Annotated in this window: 22 protein-coding genes; 16 read left to right on the top strand and 6 right to left on the bottom strand. The window is 70.2% G+C overall.

Annotation, left to right across the window (positions count from 1 at the left end):
* Nucleotides 1-192 precede the first annotated feature (192 nt).
* Nucleotides 193-1518 (top strand): hypothetical protein, encoded by a 1326-nt coding sequence (locus tag ACNI14_RS10200; protein WP_420519918.1) that lies wholly within the window; start codon nt 193-195, stop codon nt 1516-1518.
* A gap of 102 nt (nt 1519-1620) precedes the next feature.
* Here the strand turns inward: ACNI14_RS10200 and ACNI14_RS10205 are convergent, their stop codons facing one another.
* The gene (locus ACNI14_RS10205; RefSeq protein WP_420519919.1) at nt 1621-4098 is read right to left on the bottom strand and encodes a flippase-like domain-containing protein; all 2478 of its coding nucleotides are present in this window, start codon (nt 4096-4098) and stop codon (nt 1621-1623) included.
* A 29-nt stretch (nt 4099-4127) separates the two neighbouring features.
* A complete protein-coding gene (locus ACNI14_RS10210) occupies nt 4128-4979 on the bottom strand; it encodes a CPBP family intramembrane glutamic endopeptidase (protein WP_420520117.1) in 852 nt (283 codons plus the stop codon).
* 81 nt (nt 4980-5060) lie between these two features.
* On the opposite strand from ACNI14_RS10210, the gene ACNI14_RS10215 reads away from it, so the two are divergent.
* Nucleotides 5061-5741, top strand: coding sequence for an MOSC domain-containing protein (locus ACNI14_RS10215; RefSeq protein ID WP_420519920.1), 681 nt, complete (start codon nt 5061-5063; stop codon nt 5739-5741).
* 129 nt (nt 5742-5870) lie between these two features.
* Here the strand turns inward: ACNI14_RS10215 and purB are convergent, their stop codons facing one another.
* Nucleotides 5871-7304 carry an adenylosuccinate lyase gene (purB, locus tag ACNI14_RS10220; protein ID WP_420519921.1) on the bottom strand — a complete coding sequence of 478 codons (1434 nt, stop codon included), beginning with the start codon at nt 7302-7304 and terminating at the stop codon, nt 5871-5873.
* A gap of 95 nt (nt 7305-7399) precedes the next feature.
* On the opposite strand from purB, the gene ACNI14_RS10225 reads away from it, so the two are divergent.
* Both ACNI14_RS10225 and ACNI14_RS10230 read left to right on the top strand, forming a co-directional pair.
* Complete coding sequence (locus ACNI14_RS10225) at nt 7400-7675, top strand: hypothetical protein (RefSeq protein WP_420519922.1); 276 nt, start codon at nt 7400-7402, stop codon at nt 7673-7675.
* Complete coding sequence (locus ACNI14_RS10230; RefSeq protein WP_420519923.1) at nt 7672-9144, top strand: PGAP1-like alpha/beta domain-containing protein; 1473 nt, start codon at nt 7672-7674, stop codon at nt 9142-9144. Before ACNI14_RS10225 ends, ACNI14_RS10230 begins: the two co-directional genes overlap by 4 nt.
* Nucleotides 9145-9159: 15 nt before the next feature.
* Here the strand turns inward: ACNI14_RS10230 and ACNI14_RS10235 are convergent, their stop codons facing one another.
* Nucleotides 9160-9546 carry a phage holin family protein gene (locus ACNI14_RS10235; RefSeq protein ID WP_420519924.1) on the bottom strand — a complete coding sequence of 129 codons (387 nt, stop codon included), beginning with the start codon at nt 9544-9546 and terminating at the stop codon, nt 9160-9162.
* 35 nt (nt 9547-9581) lie between these two features.
* Here ACNI14_RS10235 and hisC point away from each other — a divergent pair, with 35 nt between their 5' ends.
* From hisC to ACNI14_RS10275, 8 genes are all read left to right on the top strand, one after another.
* Nucleotides 9582-10649, top strand: a complete 1068-nt coding sequence (hisC, locus tag ACNI14_RS10240; RefSeq protein WP_420519925.1) for a histidinol-phosphate transaminase — start codon at nt 9582-9584, stop codon at nt 10647-10649.
* 100 nt (nt 10650-10749) lie between these two features.
* Complete coding sequence (locus ACNI14_RS10245; protein ID WP_420519926.1) at nt 10750-11778, top strand: glycosyltransferase family 2 protein; 1029 nt, start codon at nt 10750-10752, stop codon at nt 11776-11778.
* A gap of 20 nt (nt 11779-11798) precedes the next feature.
* On the top strand, nt 11799-12662 hold the full coding sequence (locus ACNI14_RS10250) for an ABC transporter permease (protein ID WP_420519927.1): 864 nt from the start codon (nt 11799-11801) through the stop codon (nt 12660-12662).
* Nucleotides 12649-13395, top strand: a complete 747-nt coding sequence (locus ACNI14_RS10255; RefSeq protein ID WP_420519928.1) for an ABC transporter ATP-binding protein — start codon at nt 12649-12651, stop codon at nt 13393-13395. Before ACNI14_RS10250 ends, ACNI14_RS10255 begins: the two co-directional genes overlap by 14 nt.
* A gap of 22 nt (nt 13396-13417) precedes the next feature.
* Nucleotides 13418-14380 carry a hypothetical protein gene (locus ACNI14_RS10260; protein ID WP_420519929.1) on the top strand — a complete coding sequence of 321 codons (963 nt, stop codon included), beginning with the start codon at nt 13418-13420 and terminating at the stop codon, nt 14378-14380.
* Complete coding sequence (locus tag ACNI14_RS10265; RefSeq protein WP_420519930.1) at nt 14377-15546, top strand: cytidylyltransferase domain-containing protein; 1170 nt, start codon at nt 14377-14379, stop codon at nt 15544-15546. Before ACNI14_RS10260 ends, ACNI14_RS10265 begins: the two co-directional genes overlap by 4 nt.
* On the top strand, nt 15547-16806 hold the full coding sequence (locus tag ACNI14_RS10270; protein ID WP_420519931.1) for a DUF6716 putative glycosyltransferase: 1260 nt from the start codon (nt 15547-15549) through the stop codon (nt 16804-16806). It begins immediately after the preceding gene.
* Nucleotides 16807-16940: 134 nt separating this feature from the next.
* The gene (locus ACNI14_RS10275) at nt 16941-17816 is read left to right on the top strand and encodes an N-acetylneuraminate synthase family protein (protein WP_420519932.1); all 876 of its coding nucleotides are present in this window, start codon (nt 16941-16943) and stop codon (nt 17814-17816) included.
* A 36-nt stretch (nt 17817-17852) separates the two neighbouring features.
* Here ACNI14_RS10275 and ACNI14_RS10280 read toward each other — a convergent pair whose 3' ends face one another.
* Both ACNI14_RS10280 and ACNI14_RS10285 read right to left on the bottom strand, forming a co-directional pair.
* Nucleotides 17853-19169 (bottom strand): polysialyltransferase family glycosyltransferase, encoded by a 1317-nt coding sequence (locus ACNI14_RS10280; protein ID WP_420519933.1) that lies wholly within the window; start codon nt 19167-19169, stop codon nt 17853-17855.
* Nucleotides 19166-20131 carry a glycosyltransferase family 2 protein gene (locus ACNI14_RS10285; protein WP_420519934.1) on the bottom strand — a complete coding sequence of 322 codons (966 nt, stop codon included), beginning with the start codon at nt 20129-20131 and terminating at the stop codon, nt 19166-19168. Before ACNI14_RS10285 ends, ACNI14_RS10280 begins: the two co-directional genes overlap by 4 nt.
* Nucleotides 20132-20293: 162 nt before the next feature.
* On the opposite strand from ACNI14_RS10285, the gene ACNI14_RS10290 reads away from it, so the two are divergent.
* The 4 genes from ACNI14_RS10290 to ACNI14_RS10305 all read left to right on the top strand — a co-directional run bounded on the left by ACNI14_RS10290 (nt 20294) and on the right by ACNI14_RS10305 (nt 26723).
* Nucleotides 20294-20659 carry a hypothetical protein gene (locus tag ACNI14_RS10290; protein ID WP_420519935.1) on the top strand — a complete coding sequence of 122 codons (366 nt, stop codon included), beginning with the start codon at nt 20294-20296 and terminating at the stop codon, nt 20657-20659.
* A gap of 134 nt (nt 20660-20793) precedes the next feature.
* Nucleotides 20794-22056, top strand: coding sequence for a nucleotide sugar dehydrogenase (locus ACNI14_RS10295; RefSeq protein WP_420519936.1), 1263 nt, complete (start codon nt 20794-20796; stop codon nt 22054-22056).
* A 70-nt stretch (nt 22057-22126) separates the two neighbouring features.
* Nucleotides 22127-24508 carry a glycosyltransferase family 2 protein gene (locus tag ACNI14_RS10300; protein ID WP_420519937.1) on the top strand — a complete coding sequence of 794 codons (2382 nt, stop codon included), beginning with the start codon at nt 22127-22129 and terminating at the stop codon, nt 24506-24508.
* A gap of 76 nt (nt 24509-24584) precedes the next feature.
* On the top strand, nt 24585-26723 hold the full coding sequence (locus ACNI14_RS10305) for an acyltransferase family protein (RefSeq protein ID WP_420519939.1): 2139 nt from the start codon (nt 24585-24587) through the stop codon (nt 26721-26723).
* The last annotated feature ends 2 nt before the right edge of the window (nt 26724-26725 follow it).

Below are 26725 nucleotides of genomic sequence, written 5' to 3' on the forward strand. Positions count from 1 at the left end.
CGATGTGCGGCTGCCCTCGATTCGGTACGGTGGCGTTCGTGGATGGGTGCTCCCCGGCGCCGACTCAGTGAGTGGTAATCATTATCATGAACGGGTACAGTCACCGAGGAGCGCAACGAAGCGCCATCCCGGCACCGTCGCCGGTCCCCATCTCTAGACGAAAGGTCGCCCCACAGCGGGGCCAGGATTCACATGACCCCCATTGCATGGCCAGCCCGAGTGGCAACCGTGGCAGGAGGTGCCGCGCTGGCGCTGCTGCTGTCCGCGTGCGGAACGGAGGCCGACGCCGAAGCTTCGGCGACGCCCACCGCCGCTCCCGCCACGACTCAAGAGGAGCAGGTGGTCGAAGACGACTACGAGGGCGAGAGCGACGCCGTCGAGCAGGCCGGCGCCACCCCGAGGCTGGCTGTCACCTACGACGGCGGCATCGCGGTGATCGACGCGCGCAGCCTCGAGGTGGTCGGCACTCTCGACCTCGACGGGTTCAACCGGATCGCCCCGGCTGGCGATGAGCGTCACGTGGTGGTCTCGACCGCGGGCGGTTGGTCGGTGCTGGACACGGGAACCTGGACCGACGCTCACGGCGAGCACGGCCACTCCTTCACCTCCGAGCCGGTGCTGCACGACGTGATCGTCGAGGCGGAGGCTCCCGGCCACGTGGTGGTCCACGACGGCCTGACCACGCTCTTCGACGACGGCACCGGTCAGGTCACGGTGATCGAGACCGGCGAGTGGACGGAGATGGTCGAGCACGGCGACGTGCATGCGGTCCGCGAGTACAGCGCGGCGTCGGCCCACCATGGAGTCGCCGCGACGGCGACGGACGGCACCATGCTGGTGACGGAGGGTGGCGAGGACGACGTCAACGCCGCCATGATCCTGAACGCCGACGACGAGGTGATCGCCTCGAGCGACCAGTGCCCCGGCCTGCACGGCGAGACGGCGTTCACGAGCGCATCCGGCGAGGCGTACATGATGACCGGCTGCGAGGACGGCGTGCTGGCGTTCCACGGCGGCGACGTGCACAAGATCGCGGCCCCGGATGACTTTGGCCGCATCGGCAACGCCTACTCGGTCGACGGCTCCGACGTGGTGCTCGGCGACTACAAGACCGACCCCGAGGGCGGCATCGGCCTGACCCAGGCCACGCTCATCGACGTCGCGGACGAGTCGATCACCGTGATCGACCCGTTCGAGGGCGCCGACGCCGAGTACACCTGGCGCGGCCTCGCCCGCGGCACGGCCGGGGAGGCCCTGGCGCTGGGCACGGACGGCGCGCTGCGCGTCATCGACCCGGCCACCGGGGACGTGGTGCGCAGCATCGACGTCATCGACGAGTGGGAGGTCCCGGAGGACTGGCAGTCGCCGCACCCCGCGCTCATCGTGATCCAGGGCATGGCCTTCGTCACGGAGCCGGCCTCCGGTGCCATCCACGCCGTCGACTACATGGGCGGCGCGGTGTGGAACTCAGGGGTGGTCGACCTCGAGATGACCGAGATCGTGGGCGTCAACGGCTGACGCTGCCCCGGCGGGTCCCCGGGCCCGGTTCCGCCGCGATGAGAGCGGCGGGGCCGGGCCCTTCTCGCCACCCGGACGGGCCACCCGGCCTCGCGGGCAAGGCTAGAGCTCGCCCTTGCGTTGCAGGAACTTCAGCGCGGCATAGCCCATGGGCACCCGGGCCCAGTACGTGATCAACCGATAGATGATCACCACCGGCGTGCCCACGGACCAGGGAATGCCCGCCGAGAGCAGGCCGGCGATCAGCGCCGCCTCGACCGCGCCCAGACCACCGGGCGTCGGGACGATCGCGCCCGCCGCGTTCGAGAGGAAGAACAGCACGGCGACGTCGATGACGGCGAGGTCCTGACCGAAGGCCTGGAGCGTGCAATAGAACGCGCCCACGTACGCGCCGGTCTGCAGCAGGTTTCCCCCCAGCCCGAGCATCAGCCGCGTGGGCTGCCCGAGCACCTGCACCAGCCGCGGCCAGGTCTGGCGCAGCGGCGGCATGACCTTCGCCGACGACCAGCGCCGGACGGCGGGCACCAGCAGCGCGATGGCGACCACTGCGGCCACCGTGCCGATGCCGAGCAGCACCGCGGACGAGGGCAGCGCGGCGAGCGTGCCCTCCGAGCCGGTGATGAGCGTGAGCAGCAACAGGCCCAACACCGTCACGACGATCGCGCTCACTTGGACGAGCGCCACGGTCGCGACGGCGATGGGACCCGCGACCCGCCGCTTGGTGAGCGTGCGCAGGTTCAGCGCCGCGGGGCCCACGCCCGCGGGCACGGCGAGCGCGATGTACGCGGCGGCGACCTGCACCATCACTATGCGGAACCACGGCAGCTTGATGGGCGAGAAGGCGAGCATCGCGAGGGCGGCGCCGATGAACGTGAGCAGCGACCAGCCGAACGCCCCGCCGATCCACCAGAGGTTCGCTTCGCGCAGCGCCGCGAGCACCTCTTGCGCGTTGAAGCCGGCGAGCACCACTCCACCGGCGATGACCGCCGCGGCGACGGTGAACACCGTGCGCCACCCGAACCGCGCGATGTTCTGCTGCTCGGTGCTCGCGTCGGGGATGCGCTGGACGATGAGGGTGCGCAGCTCGGGCAGCAGCTTGTCGTGGGCCTTGACCGCCTGCCGCGTCTCGCGCGGCAGCACGATGAACTGCAGCAGCGGCGCGACCTGCTCGACCACGTCTTCGTCGAGCGCTCGGAAGGCGGCCGCCACCGCGCGACCCGGACCGACGATGGCCGCCGTCGCGGCGAGCACCTGCACGTCGTCGATGCGGCGGGACAGCCGCGACGCCGCCACCTCGCCCATCTCCCACGTGGTGAGCCAGACCACCGGTTCGCCGGTCCCGTCGTCGTCCCCCACGAGGATCGTGTGAGCGCTGAGGGCCCGATGGGCGATGCCGGCGTCGTGCGCGCGGCTCACCTCCGCCCAGATGGCGTCGAGCACCGCGTCCGTGACCTCGTCGGGATCCGCGTCGCACAGGGCGCGCGAGGCGACGGGTCGCTGGTAGACGGTGATCATGGTGTCGCGCGCCTGGCTCATGCCGAGCACCCGCGCGGTCCGCACCCCGGCGGTACGCGCGGCGTGGGAGGCGAGCGAGGTCGATTCGGCGGTGTGCCGCAGGCTCATCTCGGCCCGAGCGTCGACGCCGCGGAACCGGATCGTTCCCCAGAGCTTCGCCAAGAAGCCGGCGGCGTGCTGGTCGCCGTCGAGGGCGTTCACGATGAGGTGGTGGCCCTCGACCGTGGTGACCGCGTAGACGCGCCCCGAGCGGGTGCGGCCGATGGCCGCGGAGACGTCGTCGACGTCGGCCGGCTGGTAGGCGCCCCGCGCATCGGCTCTCACCAGGCGACGCGGCTCGAAGCCCGCGCGACGAATCCCGTCGACCAGCGCCTCGGAGTAGGCGCGGTCGGCGGTGGAGCCGAGCGCCCATCGCAGCAGCAGTCCCGTGACGCGGCCGATCAGCACCACGGTGATCGCGGCGGGAAGCGTGACGATGCCGGAGATCACGCCCACGGCGGCGGCGATCCACAGCAGCGACCACGACACTGACAGCACGCGGCGAGTGGTGCGCAGCCCAGCGGCGGTGAGCATCGCGGACACCGCGGCCAGATACGCCGGCAGCTGGATGATGAGATCGCCCTCGACGCCCCGGACCGACAGGCTCGACACCAGCTCGGGGGCGCCGAACTCGCGCGTGGTGATGACCGCGACCACGGTCGCGATGAAGGCCAGCACGGCCGCGCCCAGCACCTCGAGGATGCGTCGCGGCTCCCGGCGCACCGCGAGGTCGATGATCACGGCTGCGGGAACGATCAGCGTCACGACGCCCGAGAAGATGTTGACCGGAGCCACCAGCAGGCGCTGCAGCAGCCGCGAGATTCCGCGCACATCCTCCGTGAAGCCCTGCGTGGTCTCGAGGCTGTAGGCGCCCAGCAGCAGCACCAGCACGAGCCCCACGACGGTGCCGCTGGCCGCGAAGAGGTCGGAGACACGGTGGACCCTGGTCTCGGGCTCGTCGTGGATCACGACGCCGGCCAGCGGGTCGGTCGCAGGGGGCTCCTGCGCAGTCGTGTCCGCGGCCATGGGGCGAGTCTATGAGTCGGGTCGCGAGATCAGGCGACGCCGAGTTCGACGAGCCACTCCTCGGGCACCAGCTCCGGGCCGATGAAGGACACCGCGTCGAGCGTCCAGTGCGCGAGAATCAGCGGCCCGAGCCTGCCTGTGCGATGGAAGTACCACGCGAAGACCAGGCCCATGACGACGTTGCCGAGCGCCATCGGCCAGCCCTGATACAGGTGATACGCGCCGCGCAGCAGCGCCGATGCGACGATCGCCGAGGTCGCCGACCACCGCATGTCCTTGAGCCGGGTGACGAGGTAGCCGACCGCGATGGTCTCCTCCAGAATGCCCGCCACCGCGGCCGAGAACAGCAGGATCGTGGCCGCCCACCACGCGTCGGGCAGTCCCGATGTGTCGATGCGCACCGTCTGGCCGATCGCGCGCCCGGCGGCGTACAGCGCGAGCCCCGGCAGCCCGATCACGGCCGCGAGCACCAGCCCCATCCCCAGGTCTCGCCACGCCGAGCGCTCGTGTCCCGTGATCCCCAGGCGTCGCAGCGCGCTCTTGCCCCCCGCGCTCAGCAGGAACAGCACCAGCGCCACGGGCATGAGCAGATAGAGCTGCCGCACCACCTGCTGGATCAGGTCCAGGTAGTCGATGTCCGAGCGCGACGGGTTCAGCTGCGTCGACTGCTGGCCGATCGCCGGCTCCGCGAGGTAGCGCTCCACGAGCCGCAGCGCGGCGGTGATCGCGTAGTACCCCAGCGACAGCCCGAGCACGATGACGACCTCGGCGCGCAGCCGGCGGCGGCTCGGCTTGTCGTCCGCATGCTCCGGGGCGGTCGGCGCGGCCGATGCGGGGGCCGGCTTGGGCGCGGCAGCGCGGTTATCTGCGTGGTCGTCCATGGTCACGCTCACCCTAACGACCGACCGCTGGCGCCCGTGCCCGCCACTCATGCCCGCGCATCGGCCGGATAGCCTGACCGCATGCACGTGACCACGCTGCGCCGCTACCCCGTGAAGTCGATGGGCGGAGAGTCGTTGGAGACCGTCGCGCTGGATGTGCGCGGCCTCGAGGGGGATCGCGCCTACGCGGTGAGAGACGCTGAGTCGCGCCTCGCCTCGGGCAAGAACACCAAGCGGCTGGTGCGCCGCGACGGGGTCTTCGAGTTCCGCGCCCGGACGGAGGACGCGGGCGTGGTGATCTCGGGCCCGGGCGGGCGGCACGGGCTCGTGGGCGAGCCGGAGCTCGATGCGTGGCTGAGCGACGTGCTCGCCGCGCCGGTGGCGGTGGCGCCCGAGACGGATGTGCCGCACTTCGACGACGGCGCCGTGTCGCTCATCGGCACCGCGACCCTGGAGTGGTGCGCTCGCGAGCTGGGCGTCGACGCCGACCCGCGCCGGCTGCGCCCCAACATCGTGGTCGCCACCTCCGAGCCGTTCGAGGAGGAGGGCTGGGCCGGCGACGTGCGGATAGGCGAGGCGGTGCTGCGCCCCGCCGGGCGCATCGAGCGTTGCCGCACGATCGATCTGGCGCAGGACGGCGTGGACACGCGTACTCGGTGGCTCAAGGCGCTGGGCGAGACGCGCGACATGCGCGTGGCGGTCTATTTGGACGTGGTGACGCCGGGCGCGATCGCCGTGGGCGACCAGGTGCGGCCCGCTTAGAGCGTCCTGGCAGTCGTTCAGTGCCGATCGAGTCCCGGTTTCGGCACTCAGCGACTGCTGGAAGGTGCTGAGTGCCCAAATCGAGCCGTTTTGGGCACTGAGCACCTCATGGCGCGCAGGGAGGGTGGCTCAGCGCAGGTAGTCGTCGACCAGCTGCTCCGCGAGGCCCACATAGGAGCCGGGCGTGAGCGCCGCAAGCCGCGCAGACGTCTCGGCCGGCAGCGGCAGTGAACCCACGAACGTGCGGATGGCCTCGGCGTCGATGGCCTGGCCCCGGGTGAGGTCCTTGAGCCGCTCGTACGGGTCCTCCATGCCGGGCACGCCCGCGATCGCGGCGGCGCGCATCGCGGACTGGATGGGCTCCGCGAGCACCTCCCACGAGGCGTCGAGGTCCGCCGCCAGCGGCGCCTCGTTCACGGTCAGCGTCTTCAGGCCGCGGCGCACGTTGTCGATCGCGAGCAGCGAGTGGCCGAACGCGACGCCGATGTTGCGCTGCGACGTCGAGTCGGTGAGGTCGCGCTGCAGCCGCGAGGTCACGAGCGTGGCGCCCAACGTGTCGAACAGTGCGGCCGAGATCTCGAGGTTCGCCTCGGCGTTCTCGAAGCGGATGGGGTTGATCTTGTGCGGCATCGCGCTCGAGCCGATCGACCCCTTCGCGGCGGCCTGAGCGAAGTAGCCCAGCGAGATGTACGTCCACACGTCGGTCGCGAGGTTGTGCAGCACGCGCCCGAACCTCGACACGTCCGCGTACAGCTCGGCCTGCCAGTCGTGGCTCTCGATCTGCGTGGTCAGCGGGTTCCAGGTGAGCCCCAGGCCCTCGACGAAGGTCCGCGACACCTCGATCCAGTCGGTGCCGGGCACGGCGGCGGTGTGTGCGCCGAACGTGCCGGTCGCGCCGTTGATCTTGCCCAGGAACTCCTGGCCGCGCACGCGCGCGAGCTGGCGCTCGAGCCGGTGCGCGAGGACCGCGATCTCCTTGCCCAGCGTGGTGGGGGTGGCGGTCTGGCCGTGGGTGCGCGACAGCATCGGCGCCGCCTTGGCGGACCGCGCGAGGTCCGCGATGTCCGCCACCAGTGAGGTGGCGGCCGGGATCCACACCTGCTCAACCGCGCCCTTGACCATCAGCGCGTAGGACAGGTTGTTGATGTCCTCCGATGTGCACGCGAAGTGCACCAACTCGCTGAGGCCCTCGAGGGACGTGCCCTCGAGGCGGCGCTTGATGAAGTACTCGACGGCCTTGACGTCGTGGACCGTGACCTTCTCGATCTCGGCGTGCTCGGCGATCTCTGCGGCGCCGAAGGTCGCGGGGATCGACCGCAGCAGCGCGACCTCGTCGTCCGTCAGCGCGCGCACGCCGGGAACGGCGTCCGTCGAACAGAGGTGGATGAACCACTCAACCTCGACGTGCAGCCGTGCGCGGTTGAGCGCGGGCTCCGAGAGGTGGTCGACGAGCGGCGCGGCCACGGGGCGGTAGCGGCCATCGAGGGGACCCAGCGCGATGGCGGGCTCCACGTCGGTGAGGGGCACGAGGGCGGAGGGGTTCCAGTCAGTCACGGCGACCATTGTTCCACGCGCACCCCCGCGCGGGACCGGCCGTTATCCACAGCCCGGACCCGGCGGCTCCGCACGGCGGCTGGCCACGGTTCTAGCGTCGACCCATGACCGAGGCTGCCATCGCCGCGATTGACGCCGCGTCACCACCGCAGCTGCTGCTCCCTGCGCACCCGCTCGACCAGGCGCACGCCGCGATGTCCCGCGCGCTCGCGTCCCTCGCCGGCGCGCAAGACGTGGAGTGGGTGTCGACCGCCGCCGCGGCGTACCGGTCGGAGCTCGCGGAGATGGAGGTGAAGGTGCGGCGCCTGATGGTCGCGGTCGACTGGGCGCGCGACGACTGGCACCGCGCGCGCACCCTCGCGTGGATGCACGGGCAGTGAGCGCCGATGCCGCTCCCCCCATCGCGATCGGCGGCGGCGCCGGCGGCCACGCCGCGCTCACCGAGGACCTGGAGCGTGCGAGCTGGGCGCTCGAGGGCGCGGCCTCCGAGGTGGACGAGGCGGCGCATCAGCTGCGGATGGCTGCGTTCTGGCTCGAGCGCGCGCTGGCGGACGCGCTCCCCGCAGTGCGGGGCGCCCTTGAGGCGGCCGATGCGGGGGTGGGGGACGCGTTGCACGGCGCCGGCGGCGCGGCTTCAGTCGCCGCCGAGCTGGCCGATGCGGGCGGCCGGCTGGCGACGGTCGCGCGCGCCTACGACGAGGCGGAGGGCGCGGCACAGCACCGGATCGGTGCCGCAGAGTGGTGGCGCCGTGCCGCAGGCGACCTCGTCGACACGGCCCAGTTCTCTGCGCGCATCAACCTCGGGATCGCGTGGAAGGCGAGCCCGATGGGGCTGGCGAGCGCCGCGCTTGGCCGCGACCGCATCGGCGATGCGGTGCTGCCGGGCGCTCCCCCGCGCACCACCGGCTATCTGAACGGCCGCACCGTCGGCACGGCGCTGGGCCTCCTCGACGCTCCGCGCGGACCGCTGCCCACGCAGTACGAGGCGACGGCCGGGTCGCTCGCGGCGCTGCTCGGAACGCTCGAGTGGATGGGCGACGAGCCGCGCTACACGGGCGCCGTGCCGCGCATCGGCAGCGCGTTGGAGCGCCCGGCCCCCACGGGGGTCTCGGACCTGGTGGCGGGGATCGACGAGGTGCCCCTCGGCGGCGATGGCGCGGTCGCGATCGACACGATCGCCCGTCCGGACGGGTCGCGGTCGCACGTGGTGCGCATCCCCGGCACCCAGGACCTCTCCGTCACGTCGGGCTCGCCATTCGACAACCGCACCAATGCCGTGGGCGTGCTGGGCGGCGACACCGACACGGCGCGACTGGTGCGGGACGCGATGCGGGCCGCCGGCGTGCTGCCCACCGAGCCCGTGATGCTGGTGGGCCACAGCCAGGGCGGCATCGTCGCGGCGACGGTCGCGGCGGACGAGAGCCAAGAGTTCGCGATCACCCATGTCGTGACGGCCGGATCGCCGGTGGACCGGATCGGGCATCGCGACGACATCCAATACCTGCACCTGTCGAGCGAGCAGGAGGTGGTGCATCAGCTCGACGGCCGCGGCACTCCCGACCTGCCGCACATCACCACGGTGGTCGCGGACCTGCGCGCCGCCCAGGATCCTGCTCTCGCGGCGGCCGGAACCGGGCTGGTGTCCGCCCACCTCGTCTCCAGCTACTCGGCTGCGGGGCGCGCCGCCGATGCGTCGCTCCACGGGTCCATGACCGCGTGGCGCACCGGGGCGGGAGCGTTCCTGGGCGACGGCGTCGCGTCGCGGCGGGAGTACGCACCCACCTTCGCCGAGCGCCCAGGCGGGCGCACCCGCCGGCCCTCGCGCGCATCGGCGCGGCGGACGCCGTAGGAGGCGCGGAGGGCCTCAGTCGCGGTTGGCCCCCACGATGGCGCCCATGATCGCCGAGGTGATGCCGATCACGATCGCCGCGAGCAGCGTCTGCCAGAACCCGCCGACCGACAGCGTCATGAAGTCGATGAACGAGGACAGCCACGCCGTGAGCCACAGGATGAACCAGCTGATCACCAGCGCGAACAGTCCCAGGGTGAGGACCGTGATGGGCAGCGCGAGCACGGACAGGATCGGCTTGATGATCTTGTTGAGCAGCACGATCACCGCGCCGATGCCGAGGTAGGCCAGCGCACGGGTCCACCACTCGGCCTCGCCTCCGGAGACCTCCAGGTCGAGCGGAAGCAGGGAGGTGATCCACACGGCGACCGCGGTGACCGCCACTTGAGCCAAAAATTTCATGGTGACGATTCTGGCACACCTGACATGCTGGGCACATGAATCTTCCCCGCCCCCGGCCGGCGATCGCCGCGCTGCCCGCGTACGTTCCCGGCGCTCGCGGCGAGGCCGGTCGCCTGCCGCCCGTGAAGCTCTCCTCCAACGAGACCCCGTATCCGCCGCTGCCGTCCGTCGCGGCCGCGATCGCGGGCGCCGGCGAGATCGCCCACCGGTACCCCGACATGTTCGCTGTGGAGCTGCACGAGCGCATCGCGGAGCACCTGGGGCTGAGCGCGACGTCGGTCGCGGCAGGCGGCGGCTCGGTGGCCGCGCTGCAGCACGTGCTCCAGGCGTATGCGGGGCTGGGCGACGAGGTGATCTTCCCGTGGCGCAGCTTCGAGGCGTACCCGATCCTCACTGCGGTCACGGGTGCGACGCCGGTCACGGTTCCCCTGACGGCCGATGCTCGCCACGACCTGGAGGCGATGGCGGCGGCGGTGACGGACGCCACGCGGGTGATGCTGCTGTGCTCGCCGAACAACCCGACGGGGCCGTCGGTGCGTCTGGAGGAGTTCGAGCGCCTGATGGCGGCGGTGCCCCGGCGGGTGCTGGTGGTGCTCGACGAGGCCTACGTCGAGTTCGTGCGCGACGACGCCACGGTGGACGGCCTTGCGGCGCTCGAGAGGCACCCCAACCTGCTGATCGCGCGCACGTTCTCCAAGGCGTACGGACTCGCGGGGCTGCGCGTGGGCTACGTCGCGGGATCCGAGTCGCTCATCGCGCCGGTGCGCGCGTGCGTCACGCCGTTCTCCGTCTCCACGCCCGCGCAGGCAGCCGCGCTCGTATCGCTGGGTGCGCGCGACGAACTGCTCGCACGCGTCGAGGCCGTGGTCGCCGAGCGGGTCCGCGTGGCCGATGCGCTGCGCGAGTCCGGCTGGGACGTCCCCGACGCTCAGGGCAACTTCGTATGGCTGCCCGCGGGCGAGCGCACGGGCGCCATCGCTCAGGCGCTCGCGGCGGAGGAGCCTGCGGTTCTGGTGCGCCCGTTCGCCGGCGAGGGCATGCGCGTGACCATCGGCACACGGGCGGAGAACGATGCGCTGCTCGCGGCGCTCGCCCAGGTGTGAGGGCGGCCCGCGCATGCGTGTGCAGCGCATCCACTAGAATTCATCGAACTCGACGGGCGTGCGAAGCGGCCCATTCTCCGATTTTCGCGAGGTGCACGTGGTGGGACAGGACACTATGACGGTGTCCTACGTAGTGCCCGTGTTGAACGAGGAGCTCTACGTACGGGCCACCGTCGAGAGCATCCTGGCGCAGGAGGACGTGGAGGACCCTGAGGTCTTCCTGGTGCGCGGCACCTCGACCGACGGGACCGACGCCATCATCGACGAGCTCGCCTCCGCTCACCCGGAGATCACGGTCATCGAGAACCCTCGCAACGGCATCTCGATCGCCATGAACCTGGGGCTCGCGGCCGCCACGCACGATGTCGTGGTGCGGGTCGACGCCCATTCGGTGCTGCCGCCCCACTACACCCGCACGATGGTGGCGGCTCTCGCCGACTCCGGAGCCGTCAATGCCGGCGGCCGGATGAGGGCCGAGGGCCTCACCGCCTTTCAACGTGCCGTCGCGTGGGCGTACAACTCGCGCGCCGGTCTCGGCGGGGGCATCTATCACGTGGGCGGGGAGTCCGGGCCGGCCGAATCCGCCTACTTGGGCGTGTTCCGGCGCGATGCGGTGCTGGAGGCCGGGGGCTTCGACGAGACGCTGTCGCGCGGAGAGGACTGGGAACTGAACCAGCGGCTGCGTACGGACGGCGGCACGGTGTGGTTCGTCCCCGAGATCGAGGTCGTGTACCGGCCCCGCTCGACGGTGCGCGCGCTGGCCAAGCAGTTCTTCGCCTCCGGGCACTGGCGAGGCGAGCTGATGCGGCGCATGCCCGACCGCGTGTCGGTGAGATACCTGGTGCCGCCGCTGTTCGTGGTCGGCATCGGCGCGGCGATCGTGGCCGCTTTCGTGGCCCCCGCGGTGTCCGGCGGCGCGCGCGTCGCGGCGCTCGTCGTCGCGCTGACGCCCGTGGCCGCGTACACGCTGTGGGTGGGCGCCGCCGCACTGTCTCCCGGCGAGCTGGACCGCTCGGCCCGGCTGCGCCTGCTCGGCGTGATCCCCCTGACCCAGGTCTCGTGGGGAACCGGCTGTTTGCTAGGTTTGGTCAGTCCTCGCCGCCGTCGCGGTGGATTCCACGGGCGATGACGGATCCGTGAAGGAGCAGAGTGAGTCAGACTGACTACGGTGCGCTGGCCCGTGAAGCGGGGCTCGAGCGCGTAGGGGCGCGACCGCCGCTCCCGGCCTACCTCAAGGACCTGTGGGCCACGCGCCACTTCGCAGTCTCGCTGGCACGGTTCCGCATTCAGGCCACGCTGGGCGAGAACCGGCTCGGCCTCGGCTGGGTGGTGCTCCGCCCCATCCTGCTCGCGGTGATCTTCGGCACGATCTTCGGCCTGATCCTGTCCCGTGACACGCGTCCCGGGGTGAACTTCATCCCGTTCCTCGTCGTGGGCATCTTCATCTTCGAGTTCTTCTCCAAGACCTTCAGTGCGGGCGCCAAGTCGATCACGTCCAACTCGTCGCTCGTGCGCAGTCTGAACTTCCCCCGCATGCTGCTGCCGGTCTCACAGGTGATCCAGCAGGTCTTCGAGCTGATCCCCATGCTGGCGGTGATGGGGCTGATCCTGGTGATCTTCGGTGAGCCGGTCACGTGGGAGTGGCTGCTCGTCGTCCCGGTGATGGTGCTCATGACGATGTTCAACGCGGGGATCGCCCTCATCGCCGCGCGGCTCACCGTGCACGTCCGTGACGTGACGCAGATCATCCCGCTGGTGACGCGTGTGCTGTTCTACTCCAGCGGCATCTTCTACTCGCTCGAGGCGGTGCTCGAGGATCGGCCGACGATCCTGGCCGTGGCTCAACTCAATCCCGTCCACGGCTTCATCACGCTCGTCAGGCAGTTCACCGTTGAGGGATCGCCGCCGCTCGCGTACGGGGGTTGGATCGCCGTGGGGGTCGGGTCCCTCCTCGCCTTCGTCGTGGGAGTGGTGTTCTTCTGGAGGGCGGAGGAGCGCTATGGCCACGACTGACCCCGATGCGCCCGCCCTGACGGTGGTGGTCGATGATCTGCACGTCGACTACAAGGCCTACGCGTCCGGCAAGACCGCCAGGAATCAGCGCGCGCTCATGACCCGACAGCGCGGCGTGCGCGTGGTCCACGCGCTGAAGGGCGTGTCGTTCGTGGCGCACGAGGGCGAGAGCATCGGCGTGATCGGGCACAACGGCTCCGGCAAATCGACCTTGATGCGGTCGATCGCGGGCCTGACGACCGCCACCTCGGGAGCCGTCTACGCGGCGAGCCGCCCTGCCCTGCTCGGAGTCAACGCCGCGCTGATCTCCGACCTCTCTGGCGAGAAGAACGTGATGCTCGGCGGTCTCGCGCTCGGGCACAGGCCCAAGGAGATCCGCGAGCGTTACGACGACATCGTGGAGTTCTCCGGTCTCGAGGAGTTCATCGACCTGCCGATGAAGACGTACTCCTCCGGCATGCAGGCCCGGCTGCGCTTCTCGATCGCTCAGTCTCGCGATCATCAGGTGCTGCTCATCGACGAGGCCCTCGCGGTGGGCGACAAGGCGTTCCGTGCCAAGAGCGAGGCGCGGATCCGCGAGCTTCGAGAGCAGGCGGGCACGGTGTTCCTCGTGAGCCACTCGATGCGATCGATCATGGATACGTGCACGCGCGTGATCTGGATCGATCACGGCAACCTCAAGATGGACGGCGATCCGCGAGAGGTCGTTGACGCCTACCAGGCATCCAAGTGAGCCGGGCCGCGGAGGCGCCGGCATGACCCTTCACGCGTGGGTCGAGTCTCCGCTCCAGTTCTTGAACGCGGTGGAGTACGCGCACGCGAGCGGCGCTCCCACCGCGATTCACCTGCGCCGGGACGTGTCGTCGGTGACCCGCACCGCCGCACTCCTCGAGCCGCACCTGCCCACCGGCGTGTCGGTGGTGCCCCACGGACGGTCGGCGATGCTCTCGCGCTTCGCTCTTGCGTCGCAGCGCGTCCTGGGCGATGCGTACTCCGGGCAGGTGCGAGCCGTGCTCGCCGTCGCGGGCGGACGACGCTGCGTGATCGTGGACGATGGCTCCGTCATGCTCGCCTTGGGCCAGCAACTGGCCGACGGCCGTCCCCTGTGGCGCCCGGGAAACGACGAGGGATGGCCGATGCGACGGCTGGGTGCGGTGGCGACGCGACGGATCCGCCGGGGCATGTCGCGCGGGCGCGTCGAGGTCTTCACCGCGTACGACCAGCGAGCACCGTTCCGTGAGCTGGCGCGCCAGGGTGCCCGCGTCACGAAGAACCCCTACGCCTGGGTGCGCGGGATCCGCTTGGATCAGGCGCTCGGGATGCATCCGACGGTGGTGGTCGGCGCCGCGCTGGTGCCGGATGGCCACCTTCGCGGCGAGCCGTACCTTGCCTGGCTGCGCGATCGCGCGGCGACGGGCGAGGTCACCTACATCCCGCATCGGCGCGAGCGCGGGCCGTGGCTGGACAGCATCGCCGCCATCCCGGGGGTGGCGGTGCTCCATCCCGGTCTGCCGATCGAGGTCGTGCTCGGCGCCGCCTCGGCTAGCGTGGGGCACGTGGTCACCATGCCGTCCAGCGTGGTCGCGACGCTGCGTGCGGTGCTCGCCCCCCAGGTGAGCCTCGAGGTGCGCAGCATCCCGCCCGAGTGGTGGGCGGACTCCGCTTCCCCGACGCTGAGGGCGATGATCGAAGCTATCCAGGAGGAGGACCCGACGTGACGGACGACCACCCACTGGCCGTGGCCATCATTCCCGCGCGCGGCGGCTCCAAGGGAGTGCCGGGCAAGAACGTCGCCCCCGTGGGCGGCGTGCCCCTCGTGGGCCGAGCCGTCATGGCGGCCCTGGCGGCCCGCAGCATCGGCGCTGTGTACGTCACGACGGACGACCAGGGCATCGCGCAGGTCGCACGCGCCCATGGGGCCCGGGTGATCGACCGCCCGCCGTCGCTCGCCACCGACACCGCGACGTCGGAGGACGCCTTGCTGCACGCGCTCGAGCAGGTCGAGACCATGACCGGCGTGGCGCCTCCGGCCGTGGCCTTCCTGCAGTGCACGAGCCCCTTCATCGATTCCGAGGCCCTGGAGAGGGCCGTGCGGCGGGTGCTGGAGGGCGAGGACGACGTGGTCTTCTCCGCCTTCGAGACGTATGCGTTCCTGTGGCGACGCGACGCCGCGGGGGCCGCAGGCGTGAACCACGACCACTCCTTCCGGCCGCGACGTCAGGACCGCGAGCCGCACTTCCAGGAGACGGGCGCGTTCTACGTGATGCGCACCGCGGGACTGCAGGAGGCACGGTTCAGGTTCTTCGGTCGCGTGGGCCTGGAGCAGGTGGCGGAGGCGACGGCGGTCGAGATCGACACCCCGGAGGAGCTCGAGGTCGCGCGTGCGATCGCGGTCCGGCACGCGGATTCTGGGAGCGAGGGCATCGACGTCGACGCGCTCGTCATGGACTTCGACGGCGTGCACACCGACGACCTCGTCACGGTGGACCAAGAAGGCGTCGAGTCGGTGCGCGTGAGCCGGTCAGACGGGATGGGAATCGGCATGCTCCGCAGCGCCGGGCTGCCCATGCTGATCCTGTCCAAGGAGCGCAACCCTGTGGTGGCTGCCAGGGGAGCCAAGCTGGGAGTCGAGGTGCTGCAGGGAATCGACCGCAAGGCGGCGGCCCTGCGTGAGTGGTGCTCGCAGCACGACATCGCCCTCGAGCGGGTGGCGTACGTGGGCAACGACGTCAACGACGTGGAGTGCCTCGAGATCGTGGGCTGGCCCGTGGTGGTGCCCGAGGCTCGCGCTGCGGTTGCGGCCCACGCGCGGGTGGTGCTGTCGAGGCCCGGCGGCGCTGGCGCCCTGCGCGAGCTCGCCGAGATGATTCTGAAGGCACGCTGAGTGGAGCCGAACCCGCACTCCCCACGCAGCGGGCGTCGCCTGCTCGTGGTGGCCGACGCGGACTCGTACCTCAAGTGGGCCGTGACCCGCGCTCGCGAGGCGCAGGGGTCCTGGGACGTCGAGCTGGTGCTCGTGGACTCCGCGGTGACCCCCAGCAAGGAGCAGGTCGAGGCGGCGGTCGGCGGCCGGTGGCTCGCGCCCGAGCCCATGTCGTTCGCGGACCTTGAGCGCAGGCTCGCCTCCGATCCTCCCGACTCCCTGCTGCTCGCGTGCCGGGGCCCCTTGATCGAGCTCGTGGTCGGGACCCTGTCGAGAGCGCGCGGCGCGTCTCCGGTGACCGTCAGCGGCATCCCCGGGATCTGGATGCCACCTACGGCCCTGGGCGTGCGGCTGCGCACCGGCACCGATCTGATGGTGGTGCACTCTCGGCGCGAGCGGCGCGCGGCCGCGGCGCTCGCACGGACCGAGGGCGGGCCGCGAGAGTTCGCGTTGGCGGGCTTGGCGAACCTGGCGGGCTTGGCGGGCTTGGACGGTGCCCCGGACACGGCCGGGCGGGCGCCCCTCACGACCATCGTGTTCGCCCCGCAGGCTCTCGTCCCCGTCGCCGCCAAGCATCGCGAGGCCATCGTCACGGCCCTCGCCAGGGTGGCTCGCGCGCATCCGGAGCTCACCGTGGTGATCAAGGAGCGGGGCCGCGCGGGAGAAGAGCAGACCCACCGCGACCGGCAGCCGTTCCCGCGCATCCTCGACTCCTTGGAGGACGCACCCGGCAACCTGGTGGTCGGCTACGGACCCATGAGCGACTACCTCGAGCCCGGCACGGCGTTGGTCACGGTCAGCTCGACGGCGGTGCTCGAGGCGATCGCGAGCGGCGTTCCCGCGCTGTGTCTCGACGACTTCGGCGTCGACGTCGAGAACATCAACCTCGTGTTCGAAGGCTCGGGGCTGCTGGGCTCACTCGACGATCTGGAGCGGCTCGACTTCCGGCTGCCGCGCGCGGAGTGGCTGGATGACAACTACTTCCACGATCCCGCCGCGAACGACTGGCTCGAGGCGCTCGCGCGCGTGGTGGATGCGGGCGAATGGGCCAGCACCGGCGGTCCTCAGCGCGGAGGTCAGGGCGGCCTCGACGCGGTCCGCCGTACCGCGCGGCGCCGGATGGCGCTGGCGTCGCGCGACACGTGGTGGCGCCGGCCGGTGACCTGGACGGCCGCCGCGGTGGGAGTCGGGCTGCGCGCGTGGGATCGGCATCGGCCATGAGACGCACCGAAGGCGGCGCGTTACGATGGCCATTGCGATAGTCCCGTAGCGGGGCAGCTTCAAGGAGCACCTGGCGTGCTCCTCGCGTGAGTCGAAAGTGTCTTCGTTCACGCTCCACACCCGAAGGGAACTCAGTGTCTGACGCAGTGAAGATCGGCGACGTCCGGATCGGCGACGGCGAGCCCGTCTACGTGATCGCGGAGATCGGCCTCAACCACAACGGTGACGTCGAGAACGCCAAGAAGCTCATCGACGTCGCCGTCGATGCCGGCGCGCAGGCCGTGAAGTTCCAGAAGCGCACGCCCGAGATCTCGACGCCTGACCACATGAAGGACACCCCGCGGGAGACGCCGTGGGGCACGATGACGTACCTGGAGTACCGCTACAAGGTCGAGTTCGAGCAGGACGAGTACTCGGAGATCGACGCGTACTGCAAGGACAAGGGCGTGGTGTGGTTCGCGTCCCCGTGGGACGAGCCGAGCGTGGACTTCCTCGAGTCGATGGACGCGGTCGCCTACAAGATCGCCTCCGCGTCCGTGACGGATCTCGACATGCTGCGCAAGATCGCGGGCACCGGCAAGCCGGTGATCCTGTCGACCGGCATGTCGACCATCGAGCAGATCGACACGGCGGTTGAGACGCTCGGCAAGGACGACCTGATCATCCTGCACGCCACGTCGACGTACCCGCTGCCCGCGGACGAGGCGAACCTGCGCACCATCCAGACGCTCAAGGACCGCTACGGCGTGCCGGTGGGCTACTCGGGTCACGAGCCGGGGCTGCAGATCTCGCTCGCGGCGGTTGCGCTCGGCGCGGTGGCGGTGGAGCGACACATCACGCTCGATCGCACCATGTGGGGGTCGGACCACGCAGCGTCGCTCGAGCCGCAGGGCCTGCGTCACCTCGTGCGCGACATCCGCATCATCGAGTCCGCGCTGGGCGACGGTGTGAAGCGGGTGTTCCCGGGCGAACTGGCGCCGCTCAGCAAGCTTCGTCGCATCGGCGCCTGAGTCGGCTCACGGGCCGACGCTCTTACGCCCGACCCGTCATAGCCGGGCGCTGAACCACACCGCGGCGAGCACGCTGCGCACGCCGCGATAGCCCCTGCCGATCACGGACCCGGCGCGACGAACGAGGCCGCCGCCGGACTGGCCGGAGTCGGCCTCATCCCGTGCGTGCGCCCGGCGCTCCCTGCCGGGGGTCTCGACGATCTCTCTCGCGCCGTCGCACTGCGCCACCGCCGCGCGCGCGGAGTCGTCGGGCCGAGGGTGGCGGCGTGGGCTCATGTCATGGCAGAGCACATCGAGCAACGCCTGTGCCTCGACGGCGAGCGGCGGCTGCTCGCCGTCCTCGAGGCTCGGAACGCTCGCCCGTGTGAGCGCGAGGGCCACGCGGCGAGGGTCGTCCTTGGCCCGGATCGCTCGCGCGAGGTCCGCGGTCCCCACGCTGAACGCGGGGACTCCGTACAGGGCCGATGCGGTCGCCAGGGCGGTCGACGCACGTCCGAGGATTGCGCGGGGCCGGGTGCGCTCGAGCATCAGCTCGGTGGGCTCCGCGCCCGTGATCACGCGGAATCGCACCGAGCGCTGTGCCGCCCGCTGCGCCAGCGTCACCGGGTACGACGGCCGCGCGTCTGGATGGGGCGTGAACGCCACTGCCTGGAACCCGGCGTCAGCCGCAGCGTCGAGCAAGCGGCGGTCCAGCGCGCCATTGTCTTCGGGCGTGAGAGCGCCGGATCCGGACCGCGGTTCGCCGAGTATCCAGGCCTCGTCAGTGTCGGTCGGCGTCGGCGTACCGGCCATGGACGCGATCGCCGCGCGAACGCCGGACATCGCGACCTCGACCGGCTCTGCACCGGCATCGGCGAATTGCCGTGGACGGGTCCCGGGCACGAGGTCCACGTACAGGTGGCGCTCCACGCGGGCCGCGATGTCTCGTCCCAGCCGCGCGGCGGTGGGGCCGTATGCCATGAGCCCATCGGCGACCGCGTCGATGCGGGCGTCGGGAAACATCCGCGCAAGGGCGTTCACGGGATCGCGGCGCAGCGCGGGCACGACGAGTCGGCTGACGTGCCCACCCGCTGCTTCCACGAGGCGGGCCTGGACCGCGCGGCCGTGCGGAGTGGCCGCCCCAAGGCCCCTGGGGTGAAGGGGTGCGATGACGTCGTTGAGGTGGACCACCTCGTCGAACCTGGCGGCGAGGGAGTCGAAGCCGCGGTGGGCGGCGATGGTCGGCGTGACCTCGGGGATCTCTGCATCGTTGACCGTGACGAGAACACGGCGTCCCGGGAGCAGGCCGTCATCGATGGCCGCGGCGATGATGGCTCCGGCCATGAGAGTGGGCGCCACCGCGATGATCGTCATGACTTCCGGCCCTTCGCCACCAGGGCTCGCGCGCTGATGCGTGGCGACACGGACAGCGCGCGGATGGCGTCGTCCATCGCCTCGGTCGGGTAGGACGCGAGCAGTGTGGCGGATCGGTCGAACAGCTCGGCTCGCAGCGCAGGCGAGAGGCGGGCGCGGCGGGCGACGTGGAAGGTGCAGATACGCGCGGCGGCGTAGGCGGCCTTGGTGATCCACTCGGGATCGCCCGTCGGGAGAACCAGGTCCCGGATACGAGCCGACGCGTCGAGGAAGTGCAGGGTCTGGGCGTTTCCGGCCTGCGTCAGCGCGCGGGGGTTGTGGTCCTTGCGGTAGAAGTAGCCGTGCAGGTCGACCACCGCCGTCGTCGCCGCCTCCATGTACAGGCGCCAGAACCACGGGCGGTCGGCAGCCGTCCGCAGGCTCTCATCGAACAGGAACACGTCGCGTGGCAGGCGCTCCGTGTCGTAGATGCCGGCCCACAGGAAGGGATAGTCGACCATCGCATTGGAGCCCGCGCGGCCGATGCCGGTGGAGGCCTCCATCGGGACGCCGCGGCGCTTCTCCGGCGCGCTTTCGAGCGTGCGGCGATACCCATCGACCCGCACATGGTCCGTGCGGACGAAGTCGACCTCCAGCTCCTGGATGGCCTGGACGAGGCCGTCCAGGTGTCCCGGGCCGTACCAGTCGTCCACATCGAGGTAGGCCAGGTAGCGGCCGTCGGCAAGGTCCAGCGCGATGTTGCGCGACCGCGCGACGCCCAGGTTGGCGTCGTTGCGCACGATGGTCAGCCCGGGCATGGCCGCGCGGGCATCGTCGAGGATGCGAGGAGTCGCGTCGGTGGAGTGGTCATCGACCACGATGAACTGCGTGCCGTCGCCCCCGTTGCGCCGCATCACCTCGAGGCACGTCGGCAGAAAGTCCTCGGCGTTGTACATCGGGACGATCACGCTCACGGTATGCACGACGAACTCCTGAGGGGTGGGGTGGCCGGCGAGGCGGCCTGAACCATCTTAGGGTGGCCACGCTCCGCGGCCGAGAGCGCGTGCGGTGTGCTTGATCACACTGCGGCGCACAGGCAAGCACGGCGCTCTGCACCGCTGATACGCTCTTCGTCGATTGCATCAATGTCGGAGGACCGCGTGCGCAAGGTTTCAAAGTTCATCGCCGTGGCAGCAGCGACCCTCGTTGTCGGGCTGGCGGGAGCGATCGCGACGGCGGCGGGTTCGGTGCAGTGGGGTGTGATCGCCGCGAACCTCGCGCTGGTCCTTCTTGCGCTGATGCTCGTCGTCATCGAGAAGCGCGCGCGGAAGGCGGAGCGACGGGCCGCCGCACTCGAACGCCAGATGAGGCGCGTTCTCGGCTCGTTGAAGTCGAGCCGCGCCTCGAACAACGCGAGCTTCGAGATGATGCAGAAGCGGGTCGTGGGCGCCTTGGAGATGGCGCGGCTCGAGGCGGCAGACAGGGACCGCAGAACTGGCGACGAAGGCTAGCGTGCGATTCGAGTGGCGCACGGCGGCAGCGATGACTCGCACTCACGCCACCACCGCTCGACGGGGGCGGTCAGTGTCCGGACCCCCGAAAGTACAGTGAAGATGGACGTTCCGCGAGGCATGGGAGAACGAAGTTGACAGTCGACATGGTGGTTCTAGGGCTCGGCTACGTGGGCCTGCCGCTCGCCCGTGAGGCCGTGCTCGCTGGCCTCACGGTCAGGGGTTTCGATCCCAAGGGTGCGCTGGTCGAGGGGCTCAACGGCGGCCACTCGCACGTGGACGACCTCAGCGACTCCGATGTCGCGGAGATGGTGGCCGCAGGGTTCTCCTCGACCGATGACATCAGCAGCCTGCGCGGCGCGCGAAGCGCAGTCATCTGTGTGCCGACCCCGCTCAGCAGCTCCGGTGGTCCCGACCTGTCGGCGGTCCTGGCTGCCACGAGGTCGGTGGCCACCATCCTCGAACCGGGCATGCTGGTCGTGCTCGAGTCGACCACCTATCCGGGCACCACTGAAGGGCCGGTCCGTGAGGAGCTCGAGAAGACCGGACTCGTCGCTGGTCAGGACTTCCACCTTGCGTTCTCACCTGAGCGAATCGACCCGGGCAATGCGCAGTTCGGGATGAAGAACACCCCGAAGGTCGTCGGAGGAATCGACAGCGACTCGACGGATCGAGCGGCGGATCTCTACTCGCAGTTCGTCGATACCGTGGTCAAGGCCAAGGGCACCCGCGAGGCCGAGACCGCGAAGCTCCTCGAGAACACGTACCGACACGTCAACATCGCCCTCGTCAACGAGATGGCGAAGTTCTGCCACGAGCTCGGCATCGACCTCTGGGACGTCATCGACCTGGCCAAGACCAAGCCGTTCGGCTTCCAGGCCTTCTACCCCGGGCCCGGAGTGGGCGGCCACTGCATTCCCATCGACCCGAACTACCTGAGCCACCGCGTGAAGGAAGAGCTCGGATATCCCTTCCGATTCGTGGAGCTCGCGCAAGAGGTGAACCTCGCGATGCCGAGCTACGTCGCGCAGCGCGCCCAGGATCTCCTCAATGACGCCAAGCTCGCGATCAACGGCGCCTCGGTGCTCCTCCTCGGGGTGACGTACAAGCCGAACATTGCGGATCAGCGAGAGTCCCCTGCGATCCCGCTGGCCACGTCGCTCGCGCGTAAGGGAGCGCACGTGCAGTTCCACGATCCCCACGTCGAGACGTGGAAGCCGGGAAGCGAGCACCTGACGCGCGTTGACGACCTCGACGCTGCGCTGGCCGGAGCCGACCTCGTGATACTCGTCCAGCACCACCGAGAGTACGACGTCGATTCGTTCGTGCGAGCGTCGCGCATGTTCCTCGACACTCGCGGAGTGGCAGGTCCAGCAAGCAACGCCCACCGTCTGTGACCCGCCGCGAGACGGAGCATCGCGCCTCCTGGAAATGGCGCTCATGGCAGGCAGCGAAGGGCGTGATGGCATGACGGACGTGTGGCTCCGGGACACCCAGTGGCGGGTCACGAAGAGGGCACCCCACGCGACCGCGTTCGCCAACGAGGCTCGTGGGTTGCGCTCGCAGCTGCTGCGGGACGTGGTGGTGCGTCAGGCGCGTCTCGACGGTCATGAGGATCCGCGGAGCGCCGCGACGGACGATCCGGCCGTGGCCGCGTGGCGCGTGGAGGCTGCACGCCTCACCTTCGAAATGGATACGGATGCCGCGCGCGACCACCGCGCCCTTGCACAGTTCGACGCGGCCTGCGCCGCGGATCCAGATCTCCGGTATTCACGCCAGGGCGCTCAAGCCCTGGCGACGGTGCTGTGGAACCTGGGCGAGTACGAACGCCTGGCGAACGAGGAGCGCCTCTTTGAAGCCCTCGACCCGGTGGAAGAGGGCTTTCTCCGGGCCGACCTGATCGGAGCCTCGCACGGTGTGGATTCCACGCAGTGGCTCGACCACGTGAACGGTCATCTCGGTGAGGTGTGGGAACAGACGCCCATGAGCTTCGCTGGCGGCAGCGCGGACCTGTTCGACCAATTGGAAGCGGCAAGCGAGCGCACAGTGAGCGATGGCCCGCTGGTCACCGTCATCATGCCCACGCATCGCCGTGGCCGCGAGATCGTCACGGCCGTCAAGTCGATCCTCCGACAGACGTGGCGCAATCTCGAACTCGTCATCGTCGACGACGCGAGCGGACCCGAGTTCGATGACAGGCTCGAAGAGGTGGCCGGGCTCGACCCCCGTGTGCGGCTGATCCGACTCGAACGCAATGTGGGTGCCTACGGCGCTCGAAACGTGGCCCTCCAGTCGGTGCGTGGCGAGTTCGTGACCTTCCAGGATGACGACGACTGGTCTCATCCCGAGCGAATCGAGCGACAGGTCATGCCGCTGATCGCCGACTCGGACCTGTGCTCGACGATCAGTCGGTGTGCCCGTGCCACCGATGAGATGGTGTTCCGCTACCGCGGCCAGCGGGTGCTCAGGCCGAATGCATCCTCGCTGATGTTCCGCCGCGCCGACGTCGACGTGGTGGGTTACTTCGACGCGACGCGCAAGGCGGGTGACACGGAGCACGCGTTCCGGTTGGTCACCATGACCGGTGGCACTCACCTCGATCTCCCTGACGTGCTCGCGCTGGTGCGACTGACGGGCGGTTCGCTGTCGCGTTCCGACTTCGGAGTGGGATGGCGACACCCCTCCCGGTCCGAGTACCGCGAGGCGTTCATGCACTTCCACGAGAGGCTGGCGCGCGGCGGTGCGCAAGTCCCCGGTCCCTCCAGCGCGCGCAAGTTCCCCGCACCTCGGCGCTTTCTGACCGACGAGCAGTTGAAGAGTCGCCCGTCGCGCTATGACATGGTGTTCGCCCGCGACTGGCGGCGGTTCGATGTGGGGAGCCACTTCGCGCTGGCGGCGCTGCGCCACGCGAGCGCCGCCGGGTGGCGAGTAGGGGTCATGCACCTCCCGGATCCCCGCCAGCCCGGCACCTGGGCCACCCCCATCGCTCCTGAGCTTCGAAGCCTGATTCACGACGGAGTGGTCGACCGCGTGCTCACCAATGACGAGGTCGAGGTCGGGACGCTGGTGATCGAGGATCCGGCGTTGTTGCAGGTGGCCGAGCGGACCCCATGGAGCCTCGACGTCGACCGAGTGGTGTTCGTCCCCCTCGACCTGCCGCGCGAAGCCGGGGAGGCATCCGCCTGGAGCGCGGAGGCAGTCACGGAGCTTGCAGCAGAGTACGTGGGCGCCGCCCAGGTGGAGTGGATGGCGGGTGACGCGAAAGCCCGGCGGGCCCGGCTGCTCGCCGGCGCAGCGCTCGAAGCGGTCCGCGATTCGAAGTGGCGGACCGGACGCCTCGCTCCCCCCGCTCTCGACACGGCCCGCATCGTGGTCGGCGCCACCGGCGCCGACCCGAGCATCGTGAAGCTCCCGGACTCGAGGAGGCTCGACGTGCGCATCGTGATCGATCCGGCGCACGAGTACCTCGCACATGGTGCACCCGCGACCAGCCTGATCTATCGCACGAGCGACGTCGGCTTCCGGGCGTTCATTAACCAGCTCGACTTCTATCTTCTTGGCGACCCGGCGGGGAGTGGGATCGAGGCCAGAGCGACCGCGCTGCGCGCAGCTGCCCTGGGCCGCGTGGTCGTCGCGGACCCGGCGTTCGAGCCCGATCTCGGCGCGGCGGCGATCTATCGCACCAGCGAACAGGTGCCCGAGACCCTCGAGGAACTCGCCGCGGATCGAAGCGCATACGACGTTCAGGTGGCACGTGCGGCGGCCAGGGTGTCGGATGCGATCGCTGACCGCGAGGTCCTGGCTTCTCTTGCCCAGACGGAGAAGGCTTGGCGGGCCGCACAGTCGTGAGCGCCTTGCCAGACGCGCCGGGAGCAATCGCGGCGCACCTCCCGCGGGCCATGCGGCGAGCGATGGTGGCTGATCGGTGACGGCTGCATCGCCACCGCTGGAGGCCTCCGGTACGCACGCACGCACCCGCCACGGCCGTCCGTCCTCGTTCCGCCCGGACATCGAGGGGCTGCGCGCGCTCGCGATCGGACTGGTGCTCGTCTATCACGCGGGTGTGAGCCTCGTTCCAGGCGGCTACGTGGGCGTGGACGTCTTCTTCGTGATCTCCGGCTTCCTCATCACGGGCATGCTGCTTCGAGAGTTCCGTGAGCACGGCCGCATCTCACTGACGCGGTTCTATTCGCGCAGGGCCAAGCGGCTGCTTCCGGCCGCGACCCTTGCGCTCGGCGCCACCGCCGCGCTCACGTGGTGGCTGGCGCCGGCTCTGCAGCGGGGCGTCTACGGCCACGACATCCTCGCGTCGGCCGTGTCGCTGGTGAATTGGCGTCTCGCGGACCGCTCGGTCGACTATCAGGCCGAAGGCATCGGAGCGTCGCCGGTCCAGCACTATTGGTCTCTGGCGGTTGAGGAGCAGTTCTACATCGTATGGCCCCTCGTCATCGTCGCCGCCGGTCTTGCTGCAACCCTCCTGCGACTGCGTGCGTCGAGCCTCGCCCTCGGCGCGCTCGCAGCGATCGTGGTGCTCTCATTCATGTGGTCGATCCACATGACGGCCGATGCTCCCGCGCAGGCGTTCTTCGTGACGACGACGAGGCTGTGGGAGTTGGGCATCGGCGGACTCATGGCGGCTTCGGTCGCGCTGTGGCGACGGCTGCCCCGGGGCGCGGCGCTGATCCTGGGGTGGGCGGGCGTCGGCGCGGTCGTGGCAAGTGCATTGGTGTTCGACTCGACGACGAACTGGCCCGGTGCGGCCGCCCTGGTGCCCACCCTCGGAACGGCTGCCGTGATCGCTGCAGGAACCGCCAGCAGCAGCGGGGCGCCGCGGCCGCTGTCGTTGCGACCGGCGGTGTGGATCGGTGGCCTGTCCTACTCTCTGTACCTCTGGCACTGGCCGATGCTCGTGGCGGCGGGCTGGCACTGGGGAGAGATCGGGCAGAAGGCGGGCCTGGCGATCGTCGCAGCGTCGTTCATCCCAGCGTGGCTTTCCTACAAGTTCGTGGAGAACCCCGTCCGTCGCGCCAGCATCCTCGAGCGCATGCCGGCGCTCACCTTGTCCCTTGGGGCCAACCTGGTGGCCGTGACCGTCGTGGTGGCGTTGCTCCTCGCGGCAGCGCTGCCCCGCTCCACCCCAGCACAGTCAGAGGGCGAGGCGGGTGAGGCCACGCGCAGTGCCGAGGTGGGCGCGCAATCGCTCGACTATGACGGCGAGGCGGTATCGGGTGTGGAGGTGGCCCAAGAGGTGGTGCCGTTCGTTCCAGACCTCGTCGCCGCGCGCGAGGACTTCGCGGTCGGTACCCGGGAGTGCCACGCGGACTTCGAGACGGTGGCGCCGGAACCCTGCGTCCAAGGTGCCCCAGACGGGGACGTTCGTGTCTTCCTGGCGGGCGACTCCAAGGCGGCGCAATGGGGGGACACTCTCGAGGCCATCGCGACTGACCAAGGGTGGGTCTTCGAAAGCGCCACGAAGAGCGCGTGCGGCTTCGCGGACGCCCTGCGCGACGACGGCGACGGTCGCCCCTACGCCGCGTGCCCCGAGTTCAATGCGAACCTGGTGGACCTGCTGCTCGCCGACCCGCCCGATGCGGTGATCGTCTCGCAGCGCCACAGCCAGGCCTTCGCCGCGGATGGGGAGCTCTCGGGTGAGGTGATGGTCGAGGCGTTGGCCGAGTACTGGTCGACGCTCGAGGGCGCCGGCATCGAGGTCATCGTCCTGCTCGACAATCCGACGCCCACTGGCCTGGTTGACGGAGCCGGCTCGGAGGTCACGGACTGCCTCGCGGCTCACGTGGAGGACCCGTGGACTTGCCAATTCTCGGTGGAGGAGGGCATCCAGGCGAGCGGCGCTGTGGCGCAACTCGCAGCCGCGGAACTCGTGCCGGCCGTGGACGTCGTGGACATGACCGACACCCTGTGCAATGCCGAGGTGTGCCCCCCGGTCATCGGCGGCGTCCTGGTCTACCGGCAGGGATCGCACGTGACGAACACGTACGCGATGACCAGCCGTCATATCTTGGAGGATCGACTCGCTCCATTGGTGGACCCCAGCGACAGCTAGGA

Source organism: Demequina pilifera (assembly GCF_048814985.1).
GTDB lineage: Bacteria > Actinomycetota > Actinomycetes > Actinomycetales > Demequinaceae > Demequina.

Coding starts and splice junctions, on each gene's coding strand:
- ACNI14_RS10200 (WP_420519918.1), top strand. CDS start 193: ATGACCCCCATTGCATGGCCAGCCCGAGTGGCAACCGTGGCAGGAGGT.
- ACNI14_RS10205 (WP_420519919.1), bottom strand. CDS start 4,098: ATGGCCGCGGACACGACTGCGCAGGAGCCCCCTGCGACCGACCCGCTG.
- ACNI14_RS10210 (WP_420520117.1), bottom strand. CDS start 4,979: ATGGACGACCACGCAGATAACCGCGCTGCCGCGCCCAAGCCGGCCCCC.
- ACNI14_RS10215 (WP_420519920.1), top strand. CDS start 5,061: ATGCACGTGACCACGCTGCGCCGCTACCCCGTGAAGTCGATGGGCGGA.
- purB (WP_420519921.1), bottom strand. CDS start 7,304: ATGGTCGCCGTGACTGACTGGAACCCCTCCGCCCTCGTGCCCCTCACC.
- ACNI14_RS10225 (WP_420519922.1), top strand. CDS start 7,400: ATGACCGAGGCTGCCATCGCCGCGATTGACGCCGCGTCACCACCGCAG.
- ACNI14_RS10235 (WP_420519924.1), bottom strand. CDS start 9,546: ATGAAATTTTTGGCTCAAGTGGCGGTCACCGCGGTCGCCGTGTGGATC.
- hisC (WP_420519925.1), top strand. CDS start 9,582: ATGAATCTTCCCCGCCCCCGGCCGGCGATCGCCGCGCTGCCCGCGTAC.
- ACNI14_RS10255 (WP_420519928.1), top strand. CDS start 12,649: ATGGCCACGACTGACCCCGATGCGCCCGCCCTGACGGTGGTGGTCGAT.
- ACNI14_RS10260 (WP_420519929.1), top strand. CDS start 13,418: ATGACCCTTCACGCGTGGGTCGAGTCTCCGCTCCAGTTCTTGAACGCG.
- ACNI14_RS10280 (WP_420519933.1), bottom strand. CDS start 19,169: ATGACGATCATCGCGGTGGCGCCCACTCTCATGGCCGGAGCCATCATC.
- ACNI14_RS10290 (WP_420519935.1), top strand. CDS start 20,294: ATGTCGGAGGACCGCGTGCGCAAGGTTTCAAAGTTCATCGCCGTGGCA.
- ACNI14_RS10300 (WP_420519937.1), top strand. CDS start 22,127: ATGACGGACGTGTGGCTCCGGGACACCCAGTGGCGGGTCACGAAGAGG.